General features: G+C 56.8%; 10 protein-coding genes. 3 read left to right on the top strand and 7 right to left on the bottom strand.

The features are described from left to right. Positions 1-31: 31 nt before the first annotated feature. The gene (gene greB, locus DFO52_RS19460) at positions 32-505 is read right to left on the bottom strand and encodes a transcription elongation factor GreB (RefSeq protein ID WP_014885539.1); all 474 of its coding nucleotides are present in this window, start codon (positions 503-505) and stop codon (positions 32-34) included. Positions 506-737: 232 nt separating this feature from the next. On the opposite strand from greB, the gene ompR reads away from it, so the two are divergent. Together ompR and envZ are read left to right on the top strand one after the other, a co-directional pair. Further along, positions 738-1457: a two-component system response regulator OmpR gene (gene ompR / locus DFO52_RS19455; RefSeq protein WP_001157751.1), complete on the top strand. Its 720-nt coding sequence runs from the start codon at positions 738-740 to the stop codon at positions 1455-1457. Then, entirely contained in the window at positions 1454-2800 is a 1347-nt protein-coding gene (gene envZ, locus DFO52_RS19450; protein ID WP_010436407.1) for a two-component system sensor histidine kinase EnvZ, read from the top strand. The genes ompR and envZ overlap by 4 nt, the downstream gene beginning before the upstream one ends. A gap of 114 nt (positions 2801-2914) precedes the next feature. On the opposite strand, the gene pckA is transcribed toward envZ, so the two are convergent. The 5 genes from pckA to DFO52_RS19425 all read right to left on the bottom strand — a co-directional run bounded on the left by pckA (position 2915) and on the right by DFO52_RS19425 (position 9071). Beyond that, a complete protein-coding gene (gene pckA, locus DFO52_RS19445) occupies positions 2915-4534 on the bottom strand; it encodes a phosphoenolpyruvate carboxykinase (ATP) (protein WP_121932677.1) in 1620 nt (539 codons plus the stop codon). A gap of 350 nt (positions 4535-4884) precedes the next feature. Then, entirely contained in the window at positions 4885-5769 is an 885-nt protein-coding gene (gene hslO / locus DFO52_RS19440; protein ID WP_162269339.1) for an Hsp33 family molecular chaperone HslO, read from the bottom strand. Between the two features lie 17 nt (positions 5770-5786). Next, the gene (gene hslR / locus DFO52_RS19435; RefSeq protein ID WP_133551022.1) at positions 5787-6188 is read right to left on the bottom strand and encodes a ribosome-associated heat shock protein Hsp15; all 402 of its coding nucleotides are present in this window, start codon (positions 6186-6188) and stop codon (positions 5787-5789) included. After that, entirely contained in the window at positions 6185-6868 is a 684-nt protein-coding gene (gene yrfG / locus DFO52_RS19430; protein ID WP_133551021.1) for a GMP/IMP nucleotidase, read from the bottom strand. The genes hslR and yrfG overlap by 4 nt, the downstream gene beginning before the upstream one ends. A gap of 67 nt (positions 6869-6935) precedes the next feature. Continuing rightward, positions 6936-9071 carry an intracellular growth attenuator family protein gene (locus tag DFO52_RS19425; RefSeq protein ID WP_133551020.1) on the bottom strand — a complete coding sequence of 712 codons (2136 nt, stop codon included), beginning with the start codon at positions 9069-9071 and terminating at the stop codon, positions 6936-6938. 324 nt (positions 9072-9395) lie between these two features. Here DFO52_RS19425 and nudE point away from each other — a divergent pair, with 324 nt between their 5' ends. Further along, the gene (gene nudE, locus DFO52_RS19415) at positions 9396-9956 is read left to right on the top strand and encodes an ADP compounds hydrolase NudE (protein WP_008503041.1); all 561 of its coding nucleotides are present in this window, start codon (positions 9396-9398) and stop codon (positions 9954-9956) included. A gap of 88 nt (positions 9957-10044) precedes the next feature. Here the strand turns inward: nudE and mrcA are convergent, their stop codons facing one another. Next, a complete protein-coding gene (gene mrcA / locus DFO52_RS19410) occupies positions 10045-12597 on the bottom strand; it encodes a peptidoglycan glycosyltransferase/peptidoglycan DD-transpeptidase MrcA (RefSeq protein WP_039263080.1) in 2553 nt (850 codons plus the stop codon). Positions 12598-12659: the final 62 nt, after the last annotated feature.

The raw sequence follows: 12659 nt of genomic DNA, 5'->3' as shown, positions 1-12659 counted from the left end.
CAAAATGCCAGCCGGGGAGGGCGCTCTCGGACTATTTTACGTAGACGATCTCATTGACGTACCAGCTGGCTTCACCGGCAGGGGTCTGAACGACGGCCAGATCGCCCACTTCCTTTTTCAGCAGCGCGCGGGCCATCGGGGAGTCGATGGAGATGTAATCCTTACGACCAAAAATTTCATCGTAGCCGACAATGCGAAAACGCAGGGTGTCACCGTCGTCGTTTTCAATCTCCACCCACGCGCCGAAGAACACTTTGCCCTCCTGCTGCGGGGAGTAATCGACAATTTTGAGATTCTCGAGGCACTTCGTCAGATAGCGAACCCGGCGGTCAATTTCGCGCAGCCGCTTTTTGTTGTACTGGTAGTCAGCGTTTTCGCTGCGATCGCCCAGGCTTGCCGCCCAGGTCACCTTTTTGGTTACTTCAGGACGCTCTTCGCGCCAGAGGTAATCCATCTCTTTTTTGAGCTTTTCGTACCCTTCGCGGGTGATCAGGGGCGTTTTCATGGTAAAGCCTTTGCTGCCTGCCGGTTAACTGTCTTGCGCACAATACGTACCACACAGTGTAACAGACAGGATTAATAATGATTTATGTGATGAAATGAGCAGATAAGCTGCTGTTAAATATGCTTTGTAACAATTTCGACTAGAATTTATACCAGAATTAACTGGTCGAATACGTGCACTTTTTTAGAATACGCTGTTACAAAGACAATCCGAACCTTTGGGAGTACACACAATGCAAGAGAACTACAAAATTCTGGTCGTGGATGACGACATGCGCCTGCGCGCGCTGCTGGAACGTTATCTGACCGAGCAGGGCTTCCAGGTTCGTAGCGTCGCGAACGCTGAGCAGATGGACCGTCTGCTGACCCGTGAATCTTTCCACCTGATGGTTCTCGACCTGATGCTGCCCGGCGAAGACGGGCTTTCTATTTGCCGCCGTCTGCGCAGCCAGAGTAACCCGATGCCGATCATCATGGTCACGGCGAAGGGCGAAGAAGTTGACCGTATCGTGGGCCTCGAAATCGGCGCGGACGACTACATTCCAAAACCGTTTAACCCGCGTGAACTGCTGGCGCGTATTCGCGCTGTTCTCCGCCGTCAGGCTAACGAACTGCCTGGCGCACCGTCTCAGGAAGAAGCCGTCATCGCCTTCGGCAAATTCAAGCTGAACCTCGGCACGCGAGAGATGTTCCGTGAAGACGAGCCAATGCCGCTCACCAGCGGCGAGTTTGCGGTACTGAAAGCGCTGGTCAGCCACCCGCGTGAACCGCTTTCCCGCGACAAGCTGATGAACCTGGCGCGCGGTCGCGAATACTCCGCAATGGAACGCTCTATTGACGTGCAGATCTCCCGCCTGCGCCGCATGGTGGAAGAAGATCCTGCGCATCCTCGTTATATTCAGACCGTATGGGGTCTGGGCTACGTGTTCGTCCCGGACGGCTCTAAAGCATGAGGCGAATGCGCTTCTCGCCGCGTAGCTCGTTTGCCCGCACCCTGTTACTGATCGTCACCCTGCTGTTCGTCAGCCTGGTGACGACCTATCTGGTGGTGCTGAACTTTGCGATCCTGCCGAGCCTCCAGCAGTTTAATAAGGTCCTGGCCTACGAAGTCCGTATGCTGATGACCGATAAACTGCAGCTGGAGGACGGCACGCAGCTCGTCGTTCCCCCGGCGTTTCGCCGTGAAATCTACCGTGAGCTGGGCATTTCGCTCTACTCCAACGAAGCGGCGGAAGACGCTGGCCTGCGCTGGGCGCAGCACTACGAATTCCTCAGCCAGCAGATGGCGCAGCAGCTGGGCGGCCCAACGGAAGTGCGCGTTGAGGTCAACAAAAGCTCGCCCGTTGTCTGGCTGAAAACCTGGCTGTCACCCAATATCTGGGTGCGCGTTCCGCTGACCGAAATCCATCAGGGCGACTTCTCGCCGCTGTTCCGCTACACCCTGGCGATTATGCTGCTGGCGATAGGCGGCGCGTGGCTATTTATCCGTATACAGAACCGACCGCTGGTCGACCTGGAGCACGCTGCGCTGCAGGTCGGTAAAGGGATTATTCCACCTCCGCTGCGCGAGTATGGCGCCTCGGAAGTCCGTTCGGTGACGCGCGCGTTTAACCATATGGCGGCAGGCGTGAAGCAGCTGGCGGACGATCGTACGCTGCTGATGGCGGGCGTCAGCCATGACCTGCGCACGCCGCTGACGCGTATTCGTCTGGCGACGGAGATGATGGGGGAAGAGGACGGTTACCTTGCCGAGTCCATCAATAAGGACATCGAAGAGTGTAACGCCATCATCGAGCAGTTTATTGACTACCTGCGCACCGGACAGGAGATGCCGATGGAAATGGCGGATCTGAACGCGGTGCTGGGCGAGGTGGTGGCGGCGGAAAGCGGCTACGAGCGCGAGATTGATACCGACCTTCAGGCGGGGGAGATCCAGGTACGCATGCACCCGCTCTCCATCAAACGTGCAGTGGCGAACATGGTGGTCAACGCGGCGCGCTACGGCAATGGCTGGATTAAAGTCAGCAGCGGGTCTGAACTCAACCGCGCCTGGTTCCAGGTGGAAGACGACGGTCCGGGCATCAAGCCCGAGCAGCGTAAGCATCTGTTCCAGCCGTTTGTGCGCGGCGACAGCGCGCGCAGCACCAGCGGCACGGGCTTAGGCCTGGCGATTGTTCAGCGTATTATCGATAACCACAACGGACTGCTGGAGATTGGCACCAGCGAGCGGGGTGGGTTGAGCATTCGCGCCTGGCTGCCGGTACCAGTGACGCGGGGGCAGGTGAAAGAGGGTTAAAAAAAGGGTGGCGCTAGCCACCCTTTTTTGTAGGTCGGGTAAGGCGAAGCCGCCACCCGACAACATAAGACCTCTGCGGCCTGATGCCCTCTCCCACAGGGAGAGGGAGAAGGACTACAGCTTAGGTCCCGCGCTCACCAGCGCAGCACCCGCCGGGGTATCGGTATACTTCTCGAAGTTCTCAATAAACAGCTTCGCCAGCGATTCCGCCTTCTCGCGCCACTGCTCCGGAGAACCGTACGTGTTGCGCGGGTCGAGGATATGCGTATCCACACCCGGCAGCGACGTTGGGATCGCCAGGTCAAACATCGGCAGCGTAAAGGTTTCGGCGTCGTCCAGAGAACCATCCAGAATGGCGTCGATAATCGCGCGGGTATCTTTGATAGAGATACGTTTGCCGGTACCGTTCCAGCCGGTGTTCACCAGGTAGGCCTGCGCGCCGGATGCCAGCATGCGTTTCACCAGCACTTCAGCGTACTGCGTCGGGTGCAGCGACAGGAAGGCCGCGCCGAAGCAGGCGGAGAAGGTTGGTGTTGGCTCCGTCACGCCGCGTTCGGTACCCGCCAGCTTGGCGGTAAAGCCGGAGAGGAAGTGGTACTGCGTCTGGCTGGCCGTCAGGCGAGACACCGGAGGCAGCACGCCGAACGCATCCGCCGTCAGGAAAATGACCTTCGTGGCATGACCCGCTTTTGACACCGGCTTCACGATATTGTCGATGTGGTAGATCGGGTAAGAGACGCGGGTGTTTTCCGTTTTCGACGCATCGTCGAAGTCGATGGAACCGTCGGCACGCACGGTGACGTTTTCCAGCAGCGCATCGCGACGGATCGCGTGGAAGATATCCGGCTCGGCCTCTTCGGACAGGCGAATGGTCTTCGCGTAGCAGCCGCCTTCAAAGTTGAATACCCCGTCGTCATCCCAGCCGTGTTCGTCATCGCCAATCAGGCGACGTTTTGGATCGGTGGACAGGGTGGTTTTCCCGGTGCCGGACAGGCCGAAGAATACCGCCACGTCGCCTTTTTCACCGACGTTAGCCGAGCAGTGCATGGAGGCGATGCCCCGCAGCGGCAGCAGGTAGTTCATGACCGAGAACATCCCTTTCTTCATTTCGCCGCCGTACCAGGTTCCGCCGATCAGCTGGATACGCTCGGTCAGGTTGAAGGCCACAAAGTTTTCGGAGTTCAGACCCTGCTCTTTCCACTGTGGATTAGTGCATTTCGCACCGTTCATCACGATGAAATCCGGGGTGAAATCCTGCAGCTCTTCGTCAGTTGGACGAATAAACATGTTTTTCACGAAATGCGCCTGCCAGGCCACTTCAGTGATAAAACGCACGGAGAGACGGGTGTCGGCGTTTGCGCCGCAGAAAGCGTCGACAATGAACAGACGCTTGCCGGAAAGTTGATGAGTGACGAGCCCTTTCAGGTGCTGCCAGGTTTCCGGAGAGAGCGGTTTATTGTCGTTCTTCCCTTTGCCCTTGTCAGCCCACCACAGCGTATCGCGGGTGGTTTCGTCTCGGACGATATACTTATCTTTCGGCGAACGACCGGTAAAGATACCGGTATCGACGGCGATAGCACCAAGATTCGTCAACACACCACGCTCGTATCCTTCCAGTGCTGGATTGAGCTCTTCCTGATACAGCGTATCGTAGTCGGGGTTGTAGACGATTTCCTGGACGTCGTGAATACCATAAGCCTTGAGATCTTGCGGGGTTAAACCAGTAACACGCATATCACTGCTCCTTAGCCAATATGTACTGCCTGAAATTGTAGGGTTTTTCTGAGGTTGTTAACCGCGACGGGGCTCATAGATTTACGCATCTGGACAAAACCCTTACTAACGGAAAACGCTGCGACTCCAGTCACAGCGCAGGCGGATTATCGCAGGAATCGCTTTTTGGTTGGGGAAAATGTTCCGAAAAGGTTAAAGAGTGGTGATTTTATCGGAAAGAATGTGAATGTAATCGCATACACGTAAGAAAATTACGTAAGTGTTACATAGGGAAAGCGATTCAGCTTAAGCGGGGTTTTTTGCCCTCACCCTAACCCTCTCCCAAAGGGAGAGGGAACTGGATGGGGATATTAGTGAACCTGTGGATCCGCCGGGGAGGCGTTATTGCGGATCTCAGCGATATCCATCGAATTGAACACGTAGTGCGTACCGCAGTAGTCACAGTGCATATCGATTTCGCCGTCTTCCGCCATGATGCTGTCGATCTCTTCATCCGGCAGGGTTTTCAGTGCGCCAGCGCAGCGCTCGCGTGAGCAGGTGCACTTAAATTCCACCGCCTGCGGGTCGTAAACCGTCACTTCTTCTTCGTGATACAGACGCCACAGCACGTCTGTCGCCGACAGGTTGAACAGCTCTTCCGCTTTGATGGTTTCGGTCAGCGTCGCCAGGTGCTCAAAGTCATTGGTCTGTGCGTCCTGCGCAGGCAGAACCTGCAGCAGCATACCGCCCGCAGCAGGCTGACCGTCCACTTCACCGGTGCGGATGAAGAGACGCGTCGGCAGCTGTTCAGAACGCATGAAGTAATCTTCCAGGCAGGCTGCCAGGGTATCGCCTTCCAGACCCACCACGCCCTGATAGCGCTCGCCTTCCTCAGGGGAGATGGTGATCACCAGGTAGCCATTACCCACCAGCGTTTTGAGGTCCGCATTTTCAGGCACGTCGCCCTGAACGCGCGCCACGCCGCGCATCTGCTGCTGGTTATTGCCGTTGATCACCGCCAGCGTCATCGGGCCGTCACCCTGCAGCTGCACGGTGATATCACCGGCAAACTTCAGCGTCGCCGTCAGCAGGCTGGTGGCAACCAGCAGTTCGCCCAACAGGGTCTTCACCGGCAGCGGGTAGTTGTGGTTTTCCAGAATCTGTTTCCAGGTTTCGGATACGGTGACCAGCTCGCCGCGCACGGCGAATTGTTCAAACAGATAGCGGTGTAATTGGTCGTGTTGGGCCATTTTCATCTCTCGTGCGGGTGAGGTTAATCAGTCTCACCGTGTTTAAATTTCATCAGGTCGCGGCGCTCTTTTTTATCCGGTCGCCGGTCCGGGTGGGGCATCGTCAGCGCGTTCATTTTGCGCGCCAGCGCGGTCTTCTCGCGCTTTTCAATGCTCTCCGCCGTCTCTTCATAAAACAGTACGGCTTCCGCTGCAGGTCGACGCTGTTCGGTAATGGCTTTAATCACCACAGTACGTTCATCGTTGCCCTGACGCAGCGTTAAGGTGGCATTCAGCTCAACCAGCTTGCTCGGTTTGCTGCGCTGGCCGTTGTAATGCACTTTTCCGCCGTCAACCATCTCGCGGGCAAGGGCGCGTGTTTTATAAAAACGCGCCGCCCACAGCCATTTATCCAGTCTTACCCCGTCGGAGGGTTTTTCTTTCATGGCGTCTCCTTCACGTTCAGTGAGGGGATCATCTGGCGATAGTCGTTCAGTCCAGGGTGGCGCAGATAGCTTTTTTCAGCCAGGCCAGAGTCAGGATTGGTCACGCCCAGACAGTAGCGAATGCCAAACCTTGCCGCGGAATCCAGAATGGGCTCGCTGTCATCAATGAACAACGTACGTTCTGGCTGCAAACCCGTCTCTTCCCTCACCGCATGCCACAACCGCTGATCCTCTTTCGGATAACCAAATGTGTGGGTGGAAAGTAATAAATCAAGGTGCGACGCCAGACCGGTATGCTCCAGCTTCACCGCCAGATTATGTGGATGCGCGTTGGTCAGCAAAATACGGCGCTTACCGCTTGCTTTCAGCGCATCCAGAAAGGGCACGGTATCCTCACGCAGAACGGCGCGCGGGCCCTGGGCGGTGGTCATGGCACAAATATCCAAACCGAGGCGCTCGCTCCAGTAGTCAAGACAGTACCAGTTTAGCGTATGTTGCACCGCGCTATATTGCGAACGAATGAATGCCTGCGCTTCTGCCGGGGAGATCCCCTGCTGCTCACCATAGGTTTCTGGAACCAGCGTTTGCCAGAAATAGTTATCAAAGGCGAGATCGAGCAGCGTACCGTCCATATCCAGCAGAACGGTATCTACCTCCTGCCAGGCGATATCAAGATGCATAAGGGGGAACTCCAGCCAGAAGAAACGTGCGCGACAGGGTAGCACATCTTGCCGCGCAACGACGTTATCAGATCAGGCTCTCAGACGAGGGGATCAGCTTAGGATTGAGGCAGTTTTCATAATACTGCTGAATGTCTGCAAGCCGGGTGCGCGAGCGCTGGTAGCGGCGCAGGGCCATAAAGCCGTTCCAGAAAATGGCGATCAGCATCGCGGTCATCAGCAGTGAGGTGCCGATATAACGCCACAAGCCTGCGCTATCCGGCATCCGGTGCAGACCGATATGGCGAGTGCCGTTGGCGTCGGTATAAATACTCGTGACAATTCCTTCGGCGCTGAACGGCGTTTGCATCAGCATCTGCGCCAGGCGCTGGAACTGGCTCCACTGCTCCTGCGCCGGGTAGTCATAAAGCGCAACCTGCGGATAGGGCTGATCGACCAGGTCGCTGCCTTCATCGCTTGCTATCACAAAGCCGCCCGGCGCCGGGCTGTTCAGCGCCTGAGCCGCACGGGTGGTCTCGCGCATCATGAACGGCGACGTCGAGGTGGCGACCAGGTTATCCAGCGATTCAGCGCTCACCGGACGCAGCAGGACATTAACGCCATCCAGTCGTCCCGCTTCGGCGCGTTTCACCAGCGAGTCCCAGTCTTTGCTGTTCCCCAGGTTTACCAGGGCGTTTTTAAGGCGTATGCACTCATCCTGAGAGGAGCATAAATCCTGTGTTTTCAGGACGATGTCACCAAAATCATCCAGCAGAACCATGCCTGATTTCTGAATGGCCGAGCGCAGCGCGGGGCTGACGCGCGAATCATCGTCCGGTTTCGGGTGCAGCTGGCGGTTCACCGTCTGGGTGAGAGCCGTGGCCTTGTTCACCACTTCGGATTCAGGCAGCGGCAGCGGCGGCGCGTCGTTCCAGATAATTTGCGAACAATCGAACGGCATGAACGGCGAGCTCTGACGCGTGTTCCACGCCCCCGGGGTGTGAATATTACACATCCCGGTCCCCTTCAGGCGCAGCGTGTCCCCCACGCGTACACCGGCTTCATCCAGTTTGTTGACGCTGGTCGCTTCAATGGTTTGCGCCCCTTTGATCCACGACAGGGTGAATTTAATGGGCATATCCAGCGGCACGAAAAGCAGCAGCATGACTAAGACCAGCGCGGCGCCGCCGGCAATGACCGCGCTGCGCAGCCAGTGCTGAAGCGGGAAGTTTTTGACTTCATCATGCAGAGACAGAAAGCGCCCCTGACGCACAACGTGGCGGTCAAGGTAGATATCAATATCGGTTTTCTGCCCTAGGTCCTGCGCAATCCACGGCTGCCAGTGGCGCGGGTAGATCAGGTCGATAATACCGAGTGAAATATTGTTGAGATGTTCCTGATCGTTTTCACCGAACAGGCCCCAGCGCTTTGGGGTACCGCGCAGGCAGTGGATCTCTCGCAACGAGGTTTTGGCCGGGGGGGCAAAGAGACCCCAAAGCCCACCAGCCAGCAGCAGCACCGCGCCGCCAGCCAGCCAGGGGACAAACACATCCGGCGTGAGCAGGCAGATAAAAAAGAGCAGGAAGGCCGCGACGATCAGAATGGCTTCACGGATGCCGTCCGGGCGGCTCAGGGCGTACTCTTCATGCGTCTCCTGGCGAATGTTCAGCAGTTCGATCTGCTCAGTCTCTTCGCCACGAATGGATGCCTGCGTTGAACTCGCGCGTTCCAGCGCAAAACGCGGGGCTTCCTGAAGGTATTCATTCAGCGTATGGCCGTTAAGCGTGATAACCAGAGGCAATGAATCGGTGTGAATCAGCTCAACGCTGTTTTCGTCATTAATGTACTGCTCCCAGGACGGGGGCAGATGCACTTCGACGGAATCAAGGTAATAGCGCCATTTGTTGGGGTCATCAGTGGTGATGCCATAGCGCGTGATGGAGCGCGTCACGCAGAGCACGGTATCACTTTGCGCATTAAGCTTGAGCGCGACGGGCGCAGCGGTGGCTCCCGTTGGCCCAGGCGTTAGCTGAGTACGGTTCAGGATTTCGAGATAGTTTTCAACCGCATCGCGCTCGTCTTGCGTGAGTTTACGCGTGCTCGCACCCGCAAATGCATTTAAAAAGGGCAGACGATAACGGCGCTGTACGCGGCGCCTGTACAACCACCCTGCAACCAACGCGCCGGCCAGCATAGCAGCGAGAACAATCAAAATGGTGCTCATGCTTTCCCCATCTTACTTATCTTCTTACAGGTGTAGTCAGTAGCACCTTTACATTGAATGAGAGTCTGTGGTTGGCTATCGGCAAGTATGGAGTCGAACTTGAGCATTCTGAAGCGCATCCCAGTGACCGGTGATGATAGCAAAGCCTGTTATGGCGCGATATCAGCAAATTCCTGGAAACATTTCAACCTCTTGACATTTGTTTTGAATTGAGGATTGATCCCAGTTACGTTGCATAAATGTAAATAAAGAACGATTGACATTGCCGAAACCGTGCGGCATATCGCACAATAACGCCAGTTCTCACTGCTAAGACCCATCAAGATGAGCAAACCACTACAAAAACCCACCATTCTGAATGTTGAAACTGTCGCCAAATCGCGCCTGTTTAATGTCGAAAGTGTGGACCTGGAGTTCAGCAACGGTGTGCGTCGCGTTTATGAACGTATGCGCCCCTCTTCGCGCGAAGCGGTGATGATTGTTCCCATTGTCGACGATCATCTGATTTTGATCCGCGAATACGCTGTGGGAACGGAATCTTACGAGCTTGGGTTCTCGAAAGGGCTTATCGACCCGGGTGAAACCGTCTTTGAAGCGGCAAACCGCGAGCTGAAAGAAGAGGTGGGCTTCGGTGCGAATGAGCTTTCATTCCTGAAAAAGCTGAGCATGGCGCCGTCCTATTTTTCCAGCAAAATGAATATCGTGGTGGCTGAAGACCTCTATCCTGAATCGCTGGAAGGGGATGAGCCGGAGCCGCTGCCGCAGGTTCGCTGGCCGCTAGCGCACCTGATGGATCTGCTGGAAGACCCTGACTTTAATGAGGCTCGCAACGTGAGCGCGCTGTTCCTGGTCCGGGAATGGTTGAAGGGGCAGGGGCGACTGTAGTGGCCTGATGCCCTCGCCCCAACCCTCTCCCACGGGAGAGGGAGCAAACACAAAAACGGCAACCAGAGGTTGCCGTTTTGCTTTGTTGTCAGAACAGCTCGTGCGTCTCGCCGTTATCAATAATCTCTGTCCCCACCTCGTGCACCGCCTGCGTGGTTGGCTGCGTGCCCTCGATGAAATACTCTTCGCGACTATTACCGCCGTTGGCGAGCTGGCCCGTGCTGCGGTCGATATTAACCGTCACCACGCCTGGCGGTGGCGTTAACGGCTGCTCCGGCACGCCTTCAAGTACGGACTTCATGTAGGCGTCCCAGGCCGGCTGCGCGCTCTTCGCACCGCCTTCGTAGCCGGAAATCTGATCCTTAATCGCGCCGGAGGCCGTTGTACGACCTAAGTCACGGCGGTGATCGTCGAAACCGATCCAGACCGATGTCACCACGCCCGGGCCGTAGCCGGAGAACCACGCGTCTTTCGAGCTGTTGGTTGTCCCCGTTTTACCGCCGATATCATGGCGCTGCAAATCACGCCCTGCGCGCCAGCCTGTGCCCTGCCAGCCCGGTTCACCGAAGATGTTGGTGTTCAGCGCGCTTTTGATCAGGAACGACAGCGGCGTGTTGATCACATGCGGGGCATACTCCGGCGCACCGGTCTGTGCCACCAGCGACTGGTTAGCCTGCTCGAGCTGCGGCTGCGGCACGACGCCGTTCTGCTGCTCCTGAGACACGGCGGGGTCTTCCATGTCCTTATTCTCAAGGACTTCGGATTTCGGCGTATTGCCGTAAATGACCGGAATATCGCAGTCAGGGCAGGCAATTTTCGGCTTCGCTTCGAACAGCACGCCGCCCTGATCGTTTTCAATCTTGCTGATGAAGTACGGATCAATCAGGAAGCCGCCGTTGGCCATCACCGAGTACCCGCGTGCGACCTGAAGCGGCGTAAACGAGGCGGAGCCTAACGCCAGCGACTCGGTGCGAACGATGTTCTGCGCCGGGAAACCGAAGCGCTGCAGATACTCTGCGGCATAGTCGACGCCCATCGCGCGCATGGCGCGCACCATCACCACGTTTTTCGACTGTCCCAGACCCTGACGGAGACGAATTGGGCCGGCATACTCCGCAGGGGAGTTCTTTGGCTGCCAGTCGGAACCGGCACCGGCATCCCAGCGGGAGATTGGCACGTCGTTAAGGATGCTGGCGAGGGTCAAGCCTTTATCCATCGCCGCCGTGTAAAGGAACGGCTTGATATTGGAACCGACCTGACGCAGCGCCTGGGTGGCGCGGTTAAATTTGCTCTGGTTGAAATCAAACCCGCCGACCAGGGCCAGGATGGCACCGTTCTGTGGATTGATAGAGACCAGGGCCGAGTTGACGTCCGGCACCTGTGCCAGCCACCAGGATTCGCCTACCTTGCGCACCCAGATTTGCTGTCCGGTCTGGACGGCATCGGTCACTTTACGCGGCGTTGCGCCCTGCAGCGTATCCGAGCGGTAAGGACGCGCCCAGCGGATACCGTCCATACGCAGGGAGACGGACGTACCGTCCGCGAGCGTCGCAACGGCTTCCTGAGGATCGGCCTGCGTCACCACGGCAGGAAGGAGCGGACCATAGGTTGGCAGCGCCTTCAGCGTACTGGTAATTTTTTTGCTGTCCCACGCGCTTTCACCCACTTTCCAGAGCACGTTTGACGGGCCGCGATAGCCGTGACGCATATCGTAGTCCATCACGTTGTTCCGCACCGCTTCCTGAGCCGCCTGCTGGACCTTGCGGGTGACGGTGGTGTACACGCGATAGCCATCTTCGTAGGCCTTGTCACCATAGCGATTCACCATCTCCTGGCGAACCATTTCGGTCAGGTAAGGAGATGCGAAGGCGATTTCAGGGGCGTGGTAGTTAGCGTCAATAACATCGTTACGCGCCTGGTCGTACTCGCTCTGGCTGATGTAGCCTTCGCTCAGCATACGTGACAGGACGACGTTACGACGCGCGGTGGCGCGATCGAGCGAGTAGAGCGGGTTAAACGTGGACGGCGCTTTCGGCAGACCGGCAATGGTTGCCATTTCGCTTAAGGTGAGCTGCTCAACGGGCTTACCGAAGTACACCTGTGCGGCTGCCCCCACGCCATAGGCGCGGTAACCCAGGTAGATTTTGTTGAGGTACAGCTCAAGGATTTCGTCTTTGCTCAGCAGCTGCTCAATACGGATCGCGAGGAACACCTCTTTGATCTTACGTATCAGCGTCTTTTCAGGGCTGAGGAAGAAGTTACGCGCCAGCTGCTGCGTAATGGTACTCGCCCCCTGAGAGGCGTGACCAGAGAACAACGCAATGCTCGCGGCACGGAAAATCCCCACCGGATCGACACCGTGGTGCTCGTAAAAACGGCTGTCCTCCGTGGCGATAAAGGCTTTCACCATCACGGGTGGAATTTGGTTTAAGGTCAGCGGTATACGACGCTTCTCGCCATACTGCGCCATCAGCTCGCCATCGGCGCTATAGACTTGCATCGGGATCTGGAGGCGCACATCGCGAAGCGTGGCGACATCAGGTAGCTGTGGCTCAATATATTTGTATAAACCGTAAATCGAGCCTGCTCCCAGCAGAATGCAACAGACTGCAAGGATGAATAAATACTTTACGAACTTCACCGGAGATTTCCCATTTGGTTTCACTTGGGCAGTTTCTAAACAATCGCGCGGTAGTATAAAGG

Source organism: Enterobacter sp. AG326, assembly GCF_004362415.1.
Lineage (GTDB): Bacteria > Pseudomonadota > Gammaproteobacteria > Enterobacterales > Enterobacteriaceae > Enterobacter > Enterobacter asburiae.
The sequence above is the reverse complement of the archived record's forward strand: the minus strand, read 5'-3'. Positions and strand labels throughout refer to the sequence as shown.